Origin of the sequence: Paenibacillus sp. NPDC058071 (genome assembly GCF_042885235.1) — a bacterium.
Lineage (GTDB): Bacteria > Bacillota > Bacilli > Paenibacillales > Paenibacillaceae > Pristimantibacillus.
In genome coordinates this window covers 314,457-331,006 of the sequence record NZ_JBHVSK010000004.1, presented here as the reverse complement: position 1 = coordinate 331,006, position 16,550 = coordinate 314,457, and the positions used below count along the sequence as shown (strand labels likewise).

Below are 16,550 nucleotides of genomic sequence, written 5' to 3'. Positions count from 1 at the left end.
ACCGTCACACCTATCGGACCCCCGCACATCGCATGCTGTCTCAGCTTGCAGCCTCACGCTACCGTAGAACCCTTCGGACCCCATACATCACAAATTGTCTCCAATCTGCTGCCCCCGCTACCTCAACATTTTTCGCGCTCCCCGCTTTTCTGTTACCCATTGCTTAGCGGCCCCTTCTTTTTGAGCAATAACTGCAAAAAAGCAGTTATTCGCGCCCAGTCGCAGCCATTTCTTCTCAATAACTGCATTTTTGCAGTTATTTCCCGAGAAATCCCTCTCCTCAGCCGTTTCGATCGATAATAACTGCATTTCGGCAGTTATTGTTTGGAATGGAGCAGGTACGGTTCGAAATAAATGCCTTTTTGCATTTATTTCCTCGACGACCTGCTGCGCATGCCCACGCCTCGTAAGCGAGTATAATTGCTTACTATTACCCAACAAATCAATACCTTTTCCACCACCAACTGCACTCCTGCATCGCAGACCCTACATGAGGATTAACGCCAACATGCACCTGCGACCAACCACTCCATTAGGTACCGCGTACACACCTTCGAACAAACCCTTCATATCTGTCATTAGGCAGTGCTTCAAATGAATAAACACCTTAGCATCTCCAAGGCACATGCGACCACCGAACCTGCAAGCGCCCGACCCAGCCCAACCGTCACGGAGCAAAAAAAACCGCGCGCCGAGAACGGCGCGCGGTGCGAAAGCTCGCGATTAAGATGCAGTCACCGCAGCGCCTTGCTGCAGTTGGTACATCGCGAAGTACTTGCCTTGATGCTCCATCAGGGCGTCGTGATCGCCGCGCTCAACAATACGTCCGCGATCGAGCACGAGAATTTGATCCGCTTGGCGAATCGTCGACAGACGATGCGCAATCACGAATGTCGTGCGGCCCTTCTTGAGCACATCCAGCGCACGCTGAATGATTGCCTCGGTCTCGGTATCGATGCTGGCCGTCGCTTCGTCCAGAATCAGAATGGCCGGATCGTAGGCAAGCGCCCTTGCGAAGGAAATCAACTGGCGTTGACCCGCCGATAGCGTGCTGCCCTTCTCGATAACCGGCGCATCGATGCCGCCCGGCAGCGATGCGAACATGTCGTATGCACCGACATCGCGGAGCGCCTGCTCGACCGCTTCCCGGCTGATCGCCGGGTTGTCGAGGCTGACGTTGGAAGCGATCGTTCCGGTGAACAGGAACGGATCCTGCAGAACGATGCCCATATGCTGGCGCAGATGCTGCTTCGAAATCGACTGAATATCGGTGCCGTCGATGGAGATCGTTCCTTGGCCGGAATCGTAGAATCGGAACAACAGGTTCAGTATCGAGCTTTTTCCTGAACCGGTATGGCCGACAAGTGCTACTGTTTGCCCTTGGCGAGCGGTAAAGGTGATGTTTTTCAGCACAAGCTCATCCTTTTTATAGGCAAAAGAAACATCCTCGAACTTCACCTCGCCCTTGTACCGTTCGATCGCTCCCGGCGCCACGTCGATGCCCTCTTGATCCATCAGCGTAAACACCCGCTCCGCCGATACGCGGGCCGTCTCCAGGTTCGAGAGCTGGTTCACCACGCCGACGATCGGCTGAAACATCCGGTTCATCAGATCGACGAACGCGTACAGCACGCCGACCCCGATCGTTGCGCCCAGCCAGTCGCCCCAGAACATAATAATGATAACGAGAAACAGGATATTACGAATGACGTTAACCAGGTTGTGCGACGTAATTGAGTTCAAGCTCAACAGCTTGTTTTGATATTTAAAATAGTAATCGTTCAGCTCGTTGAACTCGTCGGTCGTTTCTTTCTGGCGGCGAAAAGCTTGAATAATCGGCATTCCTTGAATCGATTCATTGATCATGCCGTTAATTTCGCTCAGCTTGGTACGGATGATCCGGTTATACTTGGCCGCAAATTTGCGGTATACCTTGATCCATACAAGCAAAATCGGCACCAGCGGCAGCGCGAACAGCGCAAGCCGCGCATCCAGCAGGAACAGCGCTCCGTAGATGGCAGTCATGTAGACGATGGCCGAGAAAAAGTTGGCCAGAACCGCCACATACAGCTCGCGGATCGCTTCCGTATCGTTTGTAATCCGCGATACGACTTGGCCCGCGGCCAAGGTGTCGTAGTAGCCGACCGGCAGCTTTTGCGTGTGGGCGAACACGTCGTTGCGCATTTTCCGGACGATTTTGTTGGCCGACGTCTGCAAAAGCAGCCTTTGCCCGTATGTGAATACAGCACCCAGAACCAGCAAGCCGAAGTAGATGCCGGCGAGCTTCATTAAGCTCGGGATTTCCGGCTTATAGAAAGCATAGAGCTCCTTAACCGACATCCGGGTCACCGGAAACGTCGCCTTCTCGCCGGTTGTTTCGTTCGCGACGGTCATTTCCTTGCCGTCCGGCGAGACGGTTCGTTTGCCCCCTTCGAAAGGAAGGGCGCCTTCCAGCCAGTAGAACACTCTTCCCGATTGAAGCACTCGAACCTCAGGTCCCTTTGCTTCACCAGGCTCGTAGTGATCCTCGCGTTTATACCATTTTTCTTTATATTCGGCGGCGTAGCTTTCTTCCGCTGAAACCGCGTGCCATTTCTTCTCGACGCCGAGAATATTTTGATCGATCATGCGCTTGGCGATAAACGGTCCGGCAAGCTCGGAGCTGACCGCCAGCATCAGCAGAAGCAGCGCCCACAGGATCGGTTTCTTGTACAGCATGGCGTATTGAAACAATCGTTTGCCCGTTTGGCCCATTGTTTGGAACGCCTCCCCTCTTACGCTTTCTATTTTGATTTACGATTCGATCAGCGACTCCAGTTGCTGACGCTCGTATTGCTCTTTATACCAGCCGTCCTGCTGAACCAGCTTTTCATGACGACCTTCCTGCACGATGCGGCCTTCATCCAGCACGATGATCCAATCGGCGTGCTGCACAGCCGACAGACGGTGCGTCGTAATCAGGGTCGTCTTGCCAGCACGCTCGGTGCGAATGCCTTCAATGATTTCTGCTTCCGTGCGGCCGTCAACCGCCGACAGCGCGTCGTCCAGCATTAAAATTTCCGGATCGGCAATAAGCGCACGCGCAATGCTCACCCGCTGCTTCTGTCCGCCCGAAAGAGCGACGCCCTTCTCGCCGACCATCGTCTCCAGACCATCTGGCAAGAACTGAATGTCTTTAGCAAAGGAAGCTCTCGCGAGCGCCCGCTGCAAGTCATCTTCCGTTCCTTGACCCTTCAGGCCAAACAGTATATTTTCCCGGATCGTCTTCGAGAACAGAATTGGAGATTGCGGCACATAGCCGACCCAGCCTAGAAGCTGTTCGATCTGCAGCTTGCCAAGCGGCGTTTCCGATACCGTAATACGTCCATTCCCGATCGGATACTCGCGCAGCAGTTGCTTGAGCAGCGTCGTTTTGCCGCTGCCGGTCCGTCCGACGATACCGAGCGTTTGACCTTTGCGGAGCTCGAACGATACGTCGCGGAGGTTATCGAACGATGAGGACGGATAGCGGAACGTTACCCGGTCGAAACGAATCGTTTCCGGATTGCCTACCGGTATCGTGTCCGAATCGTCTTCGACGTCCGGTTTATAGCCGAGTGTTTCGTTTACCCGGTCTAGCGACGCATTGCCGCGCTGCATAACGTTAATCAGCTCGCCGATCGCGAACATCGGCCAAATCAACATCCCGAGATACACGTTAAAGGATACAAGCTCTCCGAGCGTGATTTCGCTATGAAAGACGAGGTAACCGCCGTAGCAAAGGCCGATCAAATAGCTGAGGCCGACCAAAATTTTCATCGTCGGCTCGAACAGCGCGTCGATTTTAGCTACCTCGATGTTTTTATCGAATACTTCCTTGGTTTTGTTCTCAAATCGTTCTTGGCTCGCTTCTTCCTGCACGAAAGCCCGGATGACCCGAACGCCGGAAACCGACTCGAGCACCTGGTCGTTCAGTTCGCCGAACGCATCCTGCGATTCCATGAACCGGGCGTGGATCTTTTTCCCGAAGTACGTCATCGCTAGTGCCATAAACGGCAGCGGAAGCAGAGCGGCGATGGTCAGCTTGAAGCTGATCAGACCGGCCATCATCACCAAAATCGTCAGCATAAAGAACGTAGAGTCGATGAGCGTCAAAATACCGAACCCGGCCGTCGTCGCCACCGCGTTCAAATCGTTGGTGGAGCGAGCCATCAAGTCGCCGGTCCGGTTGCGTTCGAAAAAGGTCGGCGTCATCCGCAAAAAATGCTTCATCAGCCTGCCGCGCATCAACCGCTCCAGCGCAAAGGCGCCCCCGAATAATTGATAATGCCAAATATAAGAGATAATGTAGCCGCCGACGACGGCCACAGACCAGCCAATTACAACCTGAGCAAATCCCGTCGCTCCCAGCTCGCCTTGATAGATGCCATCGATCGTATACCCGATCAACCACGGCGGCACCACATCGAGCACACCTGCCAGAATGAGCAGCACGCATGCGACGGTGTATCTTTTCCACTGCATGGCGAAAAACCAGCTTAATTTCTTCAATACGATGAACATAACGTGAGTTGGACACCTCCTGTGTTCCATTCCATTGCCGTTTTCATTTCTTTTGCCTAGCATAGCTGCCTGTTTTCTTAAAGACGGACATGCCTTGCTTCACAGTCAAATATTGCACTTTACGATACTGCACGATGCCTTGCACTAGCTTTGAAATCACTTTATTCCACTCGTTTGCTCCTCATCCCGAAAAAAAAGAAGCGCACCGTGTATAACGATACGCTTCCTGCATTTGGAGAGACCGGCAACGTTCGGTCCGCAAATGAAAAGGCGCACAGTTACAAAAACGTAACCATGCGCCTCAGATGGCATAGGGATGCCCTAATCTTCAAAGGGAGTAAACGCGCGGATGGATTACGTTCGCTATGAAATTTTTATGATGCGCCATAAAAAACGCCGAGTTGTTTCCTGCACTCAAATTAATCATAAAACGTAATCCTCCTTTCGAAATTTGTGAAATCTATTTGTCACTTTACCATCACATGAAAAAACTGTCAATACGAAATTTTCCCCATAAGGATAGCCGCAAAATATACGGAGCCCTCCGAGAACGCCAAAGAAAATGGCTTCAGCAGTACGGCAGTTCACCGTATCGCCGAAGCCATTTTCATTCGGAGCGGGCACTTTCTGTTGCGCAGCCGGTCTGTCATTTGTCCTAGCTGCGGACCGCGGAATTGGCGAGCGTAGGCAGCATTTTCTCGCCGCTCTGCATGGACGAACCGCAAATCAGGCAGGTAGGAGCCTCGTCGAACGTAAAGTTCGCCCGCATCCAGCCGTTGCAGTCGTCACTTTCACAGGACCAAATTTTCGTGTTGACTTCCGGCACTTCTTCCTGGATTTTTTTCCGAGTATAGATCGCGAACGCCTCCTTTGCTGTCTATGATAGAGTCTTCATCTTTGTTGCGTCTCGACCTGCTATTATACGGCAGGATCGAATTAAAAAGACCAGTCCGCCGTAATCTGCATCATTTTGCAACAATTAGCATAACCAAAACCGGCGGTTTCCATGCTGAAGTTTGAATAAAAATCGCCCTCTAGATATAGAGGCAATTCTCACGGAATAAAAAAGCTCCGCTTCATTACGAATGCCTATGTAAATACGAGTGATGTGGATATAAGAAGGCGAGAAAACAAGTTTAAGCACAGCTGCTTTTACAACTTGTACCCGAAGCTGTCTGGTACATAGACGATCCGCGACTTCGCTTCGAAAGTGAGCCTCTGCCCGCTTAAATCGTAACGAACGGTATCCTCGTTGACGTAAAACCATATTTTCGTGACAGGCCGCTCCCCGGTCTCGTCCGTTTGAAACAGAAAGACGTTCAGTTCCTTCCGCCATTTCAGAAGTTCCTCGATGGTCTGCCCGTACGTCACCTCGATTGCGAAGGTCCAGACATCCCCGTTGGCCTGTGCCAAGTAGGCTACCGGTTCCTTCCCCGAGTCGACAAAGGTACGACCGCCGACGGCATGCTTAATGAGCAAGGTTTCGATCATTTCGCATCCCCCTCTTGTTATAATCATAGCACATATTGCTTATAACCGTTACGGTAGATCGATAAACAGTACAAAAGCACCCTCTTCATTTGCGCTAATAATATAATCAGGCTCAAATTCGGCCCGTACCGTGTCCCGAGCTTCGAGCTGCACGCCGTTCATCGTAACCTGTCCTTCGATCACCATCGCGAACGCTCTTCTCCCAACGGTTTGACTGTGATAGACCCTTTTCCCCTTTTGCAGCCGCGTCAAATAGATCGTCATATCCTGATGAATCTTGACCGTCCCTTCCGCTCCGTCGGACGTAACGACCGGATGGAGCCGGTTGACGAGCTGCGATTCGTCGTATCGGGTCATTTGATAGGAGGGAGTCAGCCCTTTCTCCTTCGGCATGAACCACAGTTGCAGGAAGCTTCCTTCCACCTGATCGGAATCGTTGTACTCCGCGTGAATGATGCCCGTACCAGCCGACATGCGTTGAATTTCGCCGACCGTCATCACTTCGATATTCCCCAGACTGTCCTCATGCTTGATTCTGCCGCTGAGCGGAATGGTCACAATCTCCATATCGCTGTGAGGATGGGCGCCGAAGCCTCGGCTCGGAGCAACGGTATCGTCATTTAATACGCGCATCACGCCAAATCCGGTATTATCGGGATCGAAATACTCGCCGAACGAAAAGCTCAGAGCGCTCTTCAGCCATCCCAGATCGACCTTGCGCCGTTCGCCGGCCGGGTAGCGTTTAATCATAATAGGTTCCTCCTTCTGAATCGCTATTATCTTGCTCAAACTTCGTAGACAACATGTTTGGCAGTTTATTATGGCAGCAGTGGAATGCAAAAAAATTTGTGCGTCGGGGTAACCTAACGCTGCGAAATGGAAAGGAGCGACAGCTATATGACAACGGATAAGCGGGACAAAAGCGACAGGGAACACGATGATTTGGTGACGGAGAAGGACAATGACGAATGGTTTGGGTTGTTCAGCGACGATCCCCGGGCCAATGTCGTGCCGGATGCGAGCGATCGGCTGCGGCATATGTATCCGCGCGGTTCGGCCGATCGCAAGTAGCGGTTATCTTGCATCACATTCAGACTTCACGATGCGTTTAATATCGGGAAGGAGGGATACGGCCGGCATCGGTGAATCGCTGTCGGTATTCCCTCGGCGTTAACCCTTCCCGTTTGCCGAAACAGGCGGTAAAATAAGCGGCTTGCTGGAAGCCGACCTCTTCGGCGATATGCAAAATCGGAGCATCGGTATGCAGCAGCAGACGGCGAGCCTGCTCCAGCCGATAGCGGAGCAAATACTCCATCGGCGAGCAGCCAAAATGCTTTTGCATGCATCTGGCGATATAAACCGGGTGGAACTGCAGCGCCTCTCCCAGCTCCTTTGCCGAGATTTGCTGCCGGAAGCGTTTCCTTAAATAGGAAGCCGCCCGGTCGGCGACATCTTCGCCGGACGGGCAAGCTTTTTCCTGCCGCGATGCGGCTAATTGCTGCAGCGTTTGCTGGAAAACCAACTGCTGCTGCCACTGGACGGATTCAATGTGCGACATGGACTCAAGCTCGTTCAGCTCGCGAAGCAAGCTGTACATACGATCAGGACGAATTAGCGGAACGAATGTCGGAATCGACAAGCGAAACTGCCGCAATCGGCTCTTCGGCTCGTTATTCTCATGCTCAGCCATCCAATCCACCGGGTCTCGGTTCTCCTGACCGAGCTCTTCCTTCGACGCTTGCCAATCGCCTTGCGTATGAAAGTGCACCCAGAACAGCGCCGTCTTCTCCAGACAGCATGCCGTGGGGTAATGATGCAAATCGGGACGGAGTACGAGCGCATGACCTTCAGAAACTTCGTATTCGCGGCCTTCCTCTCCGATATAAAGGCTGCCTTGCTGAACGACGATTAAGCTGAAATCACCGATTGCGTACCGTTCGGGATAGCGCTGTCCCGCATCGGCGACGGAAAACCCGCTATAAATATAATGGGGGAGCGGAAGAGCGGCAAACTCGATGACGGACATGAACGGCGCCTCCTCCCGAGTGCATGTTGGTTGCTATCGTGATAGTTTTTATGATTCCGGTCAACGTTCTCCTTTTCAGTATATCACCTCAAATGACAGGTAGAAAGAAGGAGATTGCGAATCGTTCGACGTCCCATTGCATTTTTCCGCCAAGTTTAAGGAGAGATAGATGTCCAAACGAAGAAAAGCCTCCATCGTCGCTCGTGCAGCGGTTCTGGAGGCTTTCGTATTGGCCGGTTGCATTTCGCGTCCTAATCAAGCACGGAACGAGTCGGTCAAACGGTTCTATCGTTTTACTTCGACGTCGCGCCGGCTTTCGCTTTGCCCTTGGCTTTAGGAGTCGCAGGCAACGCGGCTGCTGGCTCGGGAGCCAGAACCGGATACATTTTTTTGGCAAGCAGCGTTTGCCCGATCATGAATATCCCGCCTACGACCCAGTACAGCGGCACCGCTGCGGGCGCGGAGAAGGAGAAAATCGCCATCATAATCGGCGACAGATAACCCATTATCGCCATCTGCTTCTGCTGCGCCGGATCCACGCCCAACTGTGAGACGCGGAATTGCACATAGTAGATTAAAGCGGCCAGAATCGGCAAAACATGATCCGGAGCTCCAAGGCGGAACCACAGAAATGAATGCTCCGCCAGCTCAGGCGTCATTTTAATCGCATAGTACAGGCCGGTCAGAATCGGAATTTGCAGCAGCATCGGCAAGCAGCCGATTGCCAGCGGGTTGAACTGATGCTGACCGTACAACGCCATCATTTCTTGATTCAGCTTCGCTTGCGATTCCGGTGTTTTGTCTTTGTACTTCTGCTTCAGCTTGTCAATCTCGGGCTGCATGACGCTCATTTTTTTCCGCATCGCTTGCTGGCTCTTACTCTGGCGCAGCATAAGCGGCATTAATACGAGACGGACAAGCAGCGTCATGGCAATGATCGCGAGACCGTAGCTGTCGCCAAAGAAAGCCGCGATATGCTGAATCAGATAGGAAAACGGAAATACAATATAGTGGTTAAAAAAACCCGGCGTATTGGCGTCAACTGTGCCGTTCGGCGCGCCGCAGCCGCTAAGCAGCAGCAGCACCATAATCACAGCTAGAAAGCGATATTTGTAAATAGAGGCGAATGCCTTGTTTGATTCCATGTTTTATCGAGTCCTCCTCGTTCGTTTCGGTTCATTTCCGTCGTGAACGAGGACATGCAATCTGCTGATTCGCCATCAGGCGATTCCTTTCTTTTCAGCCTTCGTACTAGCCAGTGCAAAATTCGATCCGGAAAAGCGGACTGCTGGACAAGCGGAATAAGCGGCACTCTGATGAATTTGCTGCTTGCCCCTACAAGCCCCGCGTCAAACGAAGGCCGAGTAAAGTAAGCGGCGTAAGCAAAAGAGCAGATGACGCTAATCGAAAGAAAATAGGGTATTAAATCATGCAATTCAAACAAGGATTTCACCTCCCTTTTATTATAGTTAGCCTAGCTTTTTCAGACAGACCTCTTTATCCCCGTCTAAAGTCCAGTTTCGTTCCCAACCGCGGACGGTTCAAGAGGCTGTGCGTTCAAGATACAATAGTAACAGCTATTAATCAAGCCCGAACGCGGGATCGGAACCATAAAAAATTTTGACAGTTCATAAGCAGGGGGTCCCTATTTGTGTATATGACCGGATATATGCTGGCCATGGCAAGTCTTGTACTATCTATCATAATCTGTTCCATTGCAGGAATCAAAGCATCCGCTATTATGTTCAGCCGTACAGAAGCGAAAATGCATCGCAAAGCGAAAAAAATATTCTATTGGGCCATTTACGCCACTGTGCCCGCCGCAGGCATCCTCGTCTCGACGGTGCTGTTCCTCCTGTCCGGTCATTCCGTCTTCTGGCTCGACCGGCTGGCGCTCATTCCGCTCGCCGGGGTTCCGGCCGCTATGATATGGCTCCTTGCGGCGCCTCGCCTGAAGCGGCTTCGCATCGCCACCGGCCGCAAGCCGGAAACGCCGCCGGGCGTCCGATTGGTCAGCCGCGCGGCTCATCCCGCGCTGATCGCGCCGTTTCAATTCGGTGCGCTCGGATCGATCGCCGGACTATACATTCTACTGACGTCAACAGCCCCTTTTCGTCCGCTAAGCATTGCTGTGCCGTTTCTGCTGCTTCTCGTTGCGGGTGTCGCCATTTGGACGGCCCACTTGAATCGCAGCTCTCGGGTGAGTCTCGCAGGCGAGGGACTGCCAAACCGTCCTTGGATGCGGTTGCTTGGACGGCTGGCTGCCGCCGTCCTCATTGGGCTCGCCGTCGCCTACCCGTTCTACAACGCTAAGGAAGCGAGCCAATTGCCCGCCTCCTTAAGCATGTCTGCCGGAGCTGCAGATTACGGAACCGGCCTGCCGCTCGTCCATGAGCATCATCATGCCAAGGCGGTGCAGACAGCCGCTGCTGCTGGGGCTGGGACTGGGACTGGCCGCATCGTATCAGTGGATCAACTGAAAGGACCGGCAGACCGGCAACCCGACGTCTCTTACACGCTCACCGCTTCGGTTCAAACGATCAAGCTCCGTTCGGGCGAAAGTGTAGACGCATGGACATACAACGGCCAAATCCCTGGTCCCGAGCTGCGAGCGCGCGTCGGCCAGCTCATCGAAGTCAAGCTAGTGAATCAGGATATTGAAGGCGGAGTTACGCTGCACTGGCACGGCCTCGACGTGCCGAACGGCGAGGATGGCGTTGCTGGAGCGACCCAGGATGCGGTCATGCCTGGTGAGAGCTATACGTACCGGTTCGTTGTGGAACAGGCGGGATCGTTCTGGTACCACTCTCATCAAATGTCGAAGGAAGCAGTCGATAAAGGACTGTTCGGTTCGCTCGTCGTTGAGCCAAGCGAAGGACTGCCTCCAGGAACGAAGGACATCACCGTGCTTACGCATCTATGGAGGGGAGCAGGCTTCGCTATCGGCGACGACACCGGCATACAACGCGTCAGCATCGCGCCGGGAACGCCGGTTAGACTGCGGCTGACCAACACCGACGATTGGGTTCGCCAATCGTATAGCCTCACCGGTACAGCTTTTCAAGTAGCTGCTATTGACGGCACCGATCTGAACAACCCTGGCGACCTGATCGACGTTAGCTTGGCGCTGACGACAGGCGGCCGCTACGACGTCACCTTCGTTATGCCGGATAAGCCGGTCTTTCTTGGCGTAGGCTTCGGCAGCCGTCTTGGCATACTAATGAGCGCCGACGGGACCGGTGATATTCCCGTACAGCGCGAAAGCGGGCCGGTCTTCGATCCGACGCGCTACGGCCAGCCGACGGAGACGGCGTTCGGAGCCGATTCCGTCTTCGATCGGCAGTTTCGAATGGTACTCGATAATAAATTGGGATTCTATAACGGAAGCTTCGGTCTTCAGTACACGATTAACGGAGAGCTGTTCCCGAATACGCCGATGTTCATGGTCAAGAAAGGCGAACTAATTAAGACGACAATCATCAATCGGGGAGCGGTCGACCATCCGATGCATTTACACGGCCATCATATGCTGGTGCTGTCCCGCAATGGAGAAAGAGTGAGCGGCAGTCCTTGGTGGTCGGATACGCTCGACGTCGGTCCCGGCGAAATATATGAAGTCGCGTTCATCGCGAACAACCCCGGCCTATGGATGGACCACTGCCACAACCTGACTCATGCGGCCGCAGGCATGTCGATGCATCTAATGTATGAAGGCGTCGAGTCGCCTTACGAGGTCGGCCGCGCGACGCCGAACCATCCCGAATAAACGAATCGAATTGGAGACTGCTGTCCGACCTTATCTCTCGCTTTTCCATCCGTCCAATATGATAAAATAGCTCCATAACGTCTCTATAGAATTGAATGAACTCTATTCTAAGCGTGAAAAGGAGCGAATCACGATGAAATTCAATCGGCTCGGCAACAGCGGCCTGCAAGTGTCTGCTCTCGGCCTCGGCACCAATTCCTTCGGCTCGCGGGCGGACGAACGGGCCTCGGCCAGCATTATCGATTGTGCTTTAGCGAACGGCATCAACTTTCTGGATACCGCTAATATTTATTCGGGCACGGAATCGGAAACGATCATCGGCCGCGCGCTCGCCGGCAGGCGGGATCAAGCTATACTGGCGACAAAAGCAGGCCTGCCCCGCGGCGACGGACCGAACGACAGAGGCTCCTCTCGCCGCCATTTGCAGCTCGAGCTGGAGGGCAGCCTGCGCCGGCTCAAAACCGACTATGTGGATCTATATCAGATCCACACGTTTGATCCCAATACGCCGCTTGAAGAAACGCTGCGCGCGCTCGACGACATGGTTCGTGCCGGTAAAGTCCGTTACATCGGAGCCTCCAATTATGCAGCGTGGGAGCTGATGAAGGCGTTAGGCATCAGCGACCGCTTCGGTCTCAACCGCTTCGTCTCGATGCAGACCAGTTATTCGCTTGCGGACCGAACGCCCGAACGCGAGCTCGTTCCGCTTTGCCTTGACCAGGGACTGGGCATCATCCCTTACTTCCCGCTCGCGGGCGGCATTCTAACCGGCAAGTACAATGCCGGAGATTCCGCGCCGGACGGTTCGAGAGCACAAACAAATCCGGGCTTCGCCCGCTTTTTCCGCGACAGCAATTTGGAGCTCGGCCGGAACGTCGGTGAGCTGGCGCAGCAGCTAGGCTGTACGCCTGCCGCTCTTTCGTTGTCCTGGCTCATGCACAAGCCTGTCGTGTCCACCACAATCGTGGGAGCAACAAGCGCCTCACAGTTGGAAAGCAATCTGCAAAGCGTTGCGCTGAAGCTTGAAGCTCCTGTTCTGGAGCAATTGGATGCCATAAGCGTCTCGTTCCGGGACGGCGAGCCCTTCGCGCTTTATCGCCTGTCCTAGTCGCCCGCTCTGCCAGTTGCATCGGGCATGCCTGACTGCGAACGCAGCATCTCGATAAACAGCTCCGCCGCTTTCGTATGCAGCCGGTCCTCCGGCAGCAGCAGCCAAAACGATCTTTCCACAGGCTGACCGTTCACGGTCAGCCTGTTTAGCGTGCCAAGGGCAATCTCCTTACGGACGGCCCAATGCGACAGCAGCGTAACGCCCAGCCCTGCCTCCACCGCTTCCTTAATGATTTGATTGCTGCCGAATTCCATCTTATTCGGCGGGTTCAAGCCGTAGGCTGCAAGCATGCGCTCGGTCGCCTCGCGCGTTCCAGAGCCTTCCTCACGCACAATCCAATGAGCGTCCTGCAGCGCCTCCGGCGGAATATCCCCGTTATCGCCAAGACCGCTCGCAGATGAAACAACAACATACATCCGATCGCTCGCAACCGGTTCGGCGTGGAGCCCGCTCCGCTCCGGCTCGCCCTCGACGATACCGATATCGAGCACCCGTGCAGCGACCAGCGCAGCAATCTCAGCCGTATTTCCGATCGTTATTTTAGGCTTGATTAGCGGATAAAGGCGCTGCAAATGCGCAACCATATGCGGCAGCACATATTCGCCAAACGTGTAACTGGCTCCGACAGACAGCTCTCCGCCGGGCTGTTGCATAAGGTCGTCCACCATCCCCTGCATCCTCGCGTACAAACCGGCGATTTCCTTGCCGTGCCGGTACACGATTTCTCCGGCGCGGTTCAAACGGACGTATTTATTGCTCCTCTCCAGCAGCTTCGTCCCCATCTCCGCCTCTAACGACTGGATGTGCTGGCTTACCGCGGGCTGCGTTAGGTGCAGCGTTTCCGCCGCCCTCGTAAAGTTTTGCTTCTCGGCTACCGTTAGAAACACGAGCATCGATTGATCGAGCATGAATCGCTCTCCTTATAATAAGTTTTTTATTATAACAACCATTATAACTATTTATTTTTCTTATGATAAGGAGCGGCGTATGATTAGAGTCATACTAACGACTAATTAACTGCAGCGGAAGCGCCTCGTACCGTGTGCGAACCGACGAAAGGAATGAGTACACATCGTGAGAACGTTAAACGCCAATGGAACTCCGTTCTTTCAATGGATTAGACAAAACGACCGGTGGCCCGGCTTGATTGGACTGCTTGCCGGGAGCGGTTTTACAGCCGCTATTGCAGGAGCCTCCTTGGTTTTGGCTCAGCTGCCCGTACTCCATCGCGCAGGGCCGTTAACGTTGTCGATTATCATCGCCATTATCATTCGGCAGCTGTTCGGATATCCCGCAATGCTGCGCCGCGGCCTGCAATTTTCCTCCAAATCGCTGCTGCGGCTGGCCATCATCTTGTTTGGCCTAAAGCTGAACTTTAACGCCATCTTCGATAAAGGATGGGGACTGCTGCTGCAAGCAGCGGGCGTCATTCTTCTATCTGTAGGCGGTACGCTATGGTTAGCCAAACGTTTAAAAGCGGATCTCCCGCTATCGCTGCTGCTCGGCATCGGAACCGGCATTTGCGGCGCAGCCGCGATCGCCGCCGTCTCGCCTATTCTGAAATCACGCGGCGAGGATACCGCGCTCGGCGCTGGATTAATCGCTTTAGCTGGAACGGTTTTTTCTCTCGGGTATACGCTTCTCCAGCCTATTGTGCCTATAACTCCGGAGCAATACGGCCTCTGGTCCGGCATCAGCCTGCACGAAATCGCTCACGCCGCACTGGCGGCCGGCGCTGGCGGGCCGGATGCACTGGCGGCAGGTCTGCTTGCCAAGCTGGCCCGCGTCCTGTTGCTTGTACCGGTTTGCTTCATCTTACTAGCAGTAATACAGCGTAAAGAACGCATTCGCAGCCAATCAGCGGGAACTGACCCGCATAGCAAACCGCATGGAAAGCTCCCTCTCCCATGGTTTCTGCTCGGCTTCGCCGCTATGAGCGCTTACGGCACTTTCACGTCGGGCACTTCGTTCGCGCTGGCGGCCGCAGCTGTAGAGCACGCATCGCAAGCGACGGCCTTCTTGCTCGCTATGGCTATGGCTGGGCTGGGCATGCAGGTCGATCTGTCGGCCGTCCGAACCCGGGCGCTTAAGCCCTTTGCCATTCTTATACTCGTCTCCACGCTGCTATCCGCCGTCTCGTTGCTGGCTGTCGTATATTTATAAATAAAAGCCGTTCGCCAAGTTGTCTTGCATCATCACTTGATCATATCCTTAACTTTAAAACCTTCTTGTTTAAACGGGCCGTAATAAGCTTCCATTAAGCTTCTGCTTGCTTGAACCGCGCCATCTCGGTCGGAAGCGGGACCGGCGATCGTGCGACCGCCGCCGGCCGAATCCGGCAACTGAACTCCAAGCGCAATTTGCTCGAAGTGGCGGCTGAAAAACAGCAGTTGATAGTCAGGACTCCAAAAGACGGGGGTTCCTTTATAGTCTGGTTCCGCGAACTGTATCGACGCATAATGCAGCATATGCGACATCCAGTTATCGCCGCTTTTATACAACTCCATTCGAAGCAGACGATCGTTACCGGCGACACCTTCTCCCGATGGCTCAACCGTTCCGACAAAGAGCGGTTTTCGGAAAAGGGTATGACGCACCTCGCCATTCACCTTGACCTCTACCTCGCGAATGGCCGGATCTTCTCCTGAAGGATCAAACAAAACCGTTTCGAACGTTTTGACGACATTCTCCGTGTACGTGTTCGCCGAATAAATCCAGACGCTTGCCCCGGCGGCGATACCCAGTGCGTATACCGCTATCCATCCCTTTTTCAAGACAGGTTCCCCTCCCATAGGAATAAAGAAGCCGCCCCGAAAGGAGCGGCCTTATGTTTTATTGTGCAGTCAAAATAATTGGGCCGTTCGCCGTAATGGCAAGCGTATGCTCATATTGCGCCGACAGTTTGCCGTCCCGCGTACGGGCGGTCCAACCGTCCGCATCGATCTTCATCTGATGCGTTCCTACGTTCAGCATCGGCTCGATCGTGAATACCATGCCCTCTTTAATACGAGGCCCTTTGTTCGGCGGTCCGTAGTGAGGAACCTGAGGATCTTCGTGCATATCCTTTCCAATACCGTGACCGATGAAATCGCGAACGACCGAGAAGCCCTCCGCTTCGGCATACGTTTGAATCGCATGCGAAACGTCGCCGATCCGGTTGCCGGCTACAGCCTGCTCGATTCCTTTGTAAAGCGATTCCTTCGTCACGTCAAGCAGTCGCTGCGCCTCTGGCGACACTTCGCCAACCGCGTAGGACCAGGCCGAGTCGGCCAGCCAGCCGTTCAGGTTGACGACCATATCGATCGTTACGATATCGCCTTCCTTGAGCTTTTCCTTCTTCGGAAATCCGTGGCAAATGACGTCGTTGATCGACGCGCAGGTTGCGAATGGATAGCCTTTGTATCCCTTTTGTTCCGGAGTTGCTCCGTGCTGCTTAATCAGCTTTTCAGCAAATTGGTCGATTTCATGCGTCGTAATGCCCGGCTGAATCAAGCCGGCGATTTGACGATGAACCTCCGCCAATATTTTGCCCGCCTCATGCATGCGGTTAATTTCCGCTTCCGTTTTAATCGTAATCATCATGCTCTCCTTCTTATCGAAAGGCGCCCGATCCC

Annotated in this window: 15 protein-coding genes; 4 read left to right on the top strand and 11 right to left on the bottom strand. The window is 53.8% G+C overall.

Annotated features, from left to right (window positions below):
* Positions 1–723: 723 nt before the first annotated feature.
* From ACFVTB_RS09150 to ACFVTB_RS09130, 5 genes are all read right to left on the bottom strand, one after another.
* Positions 724–2,754, bottom strand: coding sequence for an ABC transporter ATP-binding protein (locus tag ACFVTB_RS09150; protein WP_387747654.1), 2,031 nt, complete (start codon positions 2,752–2,754; stop codon positions 724–726).
* A 39-nt stretch (positions 2,755–2,793) separates the two neighbouring features.
* On the bottom strand, positions 2,794–4,542 hold the full coding sequence (locus ACFVTB_RS09145) for an ABC transporter ATP-binding protein (protein ID WP_387747652.1): 1,749 nt from the start codon (positions 4,540–4,542) through the stop codon (positions 2,794–2,796).
* A 655-nt stretch (positions 4,543–5,197) separates the two neighbouring features.
* Positions 5,198–5,398 (bottom strand): cold-shock protein, encoded by a 201-nt coding sequence (locus ACFVTB_RS09140; protein ID WP_387747935.1) that lies wholly within the window; start codon positions 5,396–5,398, stop codon positions 5,198–5,200.
* Positions 5,399–5,694: 296 nt separating this feature from the next.
* The gene (locus ACFVTB_RS09135) at positions 5,695–6,033 is read right to left on the bottom strand and encodes a hypothetical protein (protein WP_387747650.1); all 339 of its coding nucleotides are present in this window, start codon (positions 6,031–6,033) and stop codon (positions 5,695–5,697) included.
* Between the two features lie 48 nt (positions 6,034–6,081).
* Positions 6,082–6,783 (bottom strand): pirin family protein, encoded by a 702-nt coding sequence (locus tag ACFVTB_RS09130; RefSeq protein ID WP_387747648.1) that lies wholly within the window; start codon positions 6,781–6,783, stop codon positions 6,082–6,084.
* Between the two features lie 147 nt (positions 6,784–6,930).
* Between ACFVTB_RS09130 and ACFVTB_RS09125 the strand changes: the two genes are divergently transcribed.
* The gene (locus ACFVTB_RS09125) at positions 6,931–7,104 is read left to right on the top strand and encodes a hypothetical protein (RefSeq protein WP_387747646.1); all 174 of its coding nucleotides are present in this window, start codon (positions 6,931–6,933) and stop codon (positions 7,102–7,104) included.
* Between the two features lie 37 nt (positions 7,105–7,141).
* Here ACFVTB_RS09125 and ACFVTB_RS09120 read toward each other — a convergent pair whose 3' ends face one another.
* From ACFVTB_RS09120 to ACFVTB_RS09110, 3 genes are all read right to left on the bottom strand, one after another.
* On the bottom strand, positions 7,142–8,059 hold the full coding sequence (locus ACFVTB_RS09120) for a helix-turn-helix transcriptional regulator (RefSeq protein WP_387747644.1): 918 nt from the start codon (positions 8,057–8,059) through the stop codon (positions 7,142–7,144).
* A gap of 293 nt (positions 8,060–8,352) precedes the next feature.
* Positions 8,353–9,204, bottom strand: a complete 852-nt coding sequence (yidC, locus tag ACFVTB_RS09115; RefSeq protein ID WP_387747642.1) for a membrane protein insertase YidC — start codon at positions 9,202–9,204, stop codon at positions 8,353–8,355.
* On the bottom strand, positions 9,156–9,503 hold the full coding sequence (locus ACFVTB_RS09110) for a hypothetical protein (protein WP_387747640.1): 348 nt from the start codon (positions 9,501–9,503) through the stop codon (positions 9,156–9,158). The genes yidC and ACFVTB_RS09110 overlap by 49 nt, the downstream gene beginning before the upstream one ends.
* Before the next feature lie 213 nt (positions 9,504–9,716).
* On the opposite strand from ACFVTB_RS09110, the gene ACFVTB_RS09105 reads away from it, so the two are divergent.
* Together ACFVTB_RS09105 and ACFVTB_RS09100 are read left to right on the top strand one after the other, a co-directional pair.
* Positions 9,717–11,825 carry a multicopper oxidase family protein gene (locus ACFVTB_RS09105; protein WP_387747933.1) on the top strand — a complete coding sequence of 703 codons (2,109 nt, stop codon included), beginning with the start codon at positions 9,717–9,719 and terminating at the stop codon, positions 11,823–11,825.
* Positions 11,826–11,958: 133 nt separating this feature from the next.
* Positions 11,959–12,933: an aldo/keto reductase gene (locus ACFVTB_RS09100; protein WP_387747638.1), complete on the top strand. Its 975-nt coding sequence runs from the start codon at positions 11,959–11,961 to the stop codon at positions 12,931–12,933.
* Here ACFVTB_RS09100 and ACFVTB_RS09095 read toward each other — a convergent pair.
* The gene (locus ACFVTB_RS09095; RefSeq protein ID WP_387747636.1) at positions 12,930–13,844 is read right to left on the bottom strand and encodes a LysR family transcriptional regulator; all 915 of its coding nucleotides are present in this window, start codon (positions 13,842–13,844) and stop codon (positions 12,930–12,932) included. The two genes, ACFVTB_RS09100 and ACFVTB_RS09095, sit on opposite strands and share 4 nt — an antisense overlap.
* 166 nt (positions 13,845–14,010) lie before the next feature.
* Between ACFVTB_RS09095 and ACFVTB_RS09090 the strand changes: the two genes are divergently transcribed.
* Positions 14,011–15,099, top strand: coding sequence for a YeiH family protein (locus ACFVTB_RS09090; protein WP_387747634.1), 1,089 nt, complete (start codon positions 14,011–14,013; stop codon positions 15,097–15,099).
* Positions 15,100–15,131: 32 nt separating this feature from the next.
* Here ACFVTB_RS09090 and ACFVTB_RS09085 read toward each other — a convergent pair whose 3' ends face one another.
* Positions 15,132–15,710, bottom strand: a complete 579-nt coding sequence (locus tag ACFVTB_RS09085; RefSeq protein WP_387747632.1) for a hypothetical protein — start codon at positions 15,708–15,710, stop codon at positions 15,132–15,134.
* A gap of 58 nt (positions 15,711–15,768) precedes the next feature.
* Positions 15,769–16,515: a type I methionyl aminopeptidase gene (gene map / locus ACFVTB_RS09080; protein ID WP_387747931.1), complete on the bottom strand. Its 747-nt coding sequence runs from the start codon at positions 16,513–16,515 to the stop codon at positions 15,769–15,771.
* Between the last annotated feature and the right edge of the window lie 35 nt (positions 16,516–16,550).

What these genes read in the sequence shown, in the direction of transcription:
- ACFVTB_RS09150 (WP_387747654.1), bottom strand. Translation starts at nt 2,754, where the DNA reads ATGGGCCAAACGGGCAAACGATTGTTTCAATACGCCATGCTGTACAAG.
- ACFVTB_RS09145 (WP_387747652.1), bottom strand. Translation starts at nt 4,542, where the DNA reads ATGTTCATCGTATTGAAGAAATTAAGCTGGTTTTTCGCCATGCAGTGG.
- ACFVTB_RS09135 (WP_387747650.1), bottom strand. Translation starts at nt 6,033, where the DNA reads ATGATCGAAACCTTGCTCATTAAGCATGCCGTCGGCGGTCGTACCTTT.
- ACFVTB_RS09130 (WP_387747648.1), bottom strand. Translation starts at nt 6,783, where the DNA reads ATGATTAAACGCTACCCGGCCGGCGAACGGCGCAAGGTCGATCTGGGA.
- ACFVTB_RS09125 (WP_387747646.1), top strand. Translation starts at nt 6,931, where the DNA reads ATGACAACGGATAAGCGGGACAAAAGCGACAGGGAACACGATGATTTG.
- ACFVTB_RS09120 (WP_387747644.1), bottom strand. Translation starts at nt 8,059, where the DNA reads ATGTCCGTCATCGAGTTTGCCGCTCTTCCGCTCCCCCATTATATTTAT.
- yidC (WP_387747642.1), bottom strand. Translation starts at nt 9,204, where the DNA reads ATGGAATCAAACAAGGCATTCGCCTCTATTTACAAATATCGCTTTCTA.
- ACFVTB_RS09105 (WP_387747933.1), top strand. Translation starts at nt 9,717, where the DNA reads ATGACCGGATATATGCTGGCCATGGCAAGTCTTGTACTATCTATCATA.
- ACFVTB_RS09100 (WP_387747638.1), top strand. Translation starts at nt 11,959, where the DNA reads ATGAAATTCAATCGGCTCGGCAACAGCGGCCTGCAAGTGTCTGCTCTC.
- ACFVTB_RS09095 (WP_387747636.1), bottom strand. Translation starts at nt 13,844, where the DNA reads ATGCTCGATCAATCGATGCTCGTGTTTCTAACGGTAGCCGAGAAGCAA.
- map (WP_387747931.1), bottom strand. Translation starts at nt 16,515, where the DNA reads ATGATTACGATTAAAACGGAAGCGGAAATTAACCGCATGCATGAGGCG.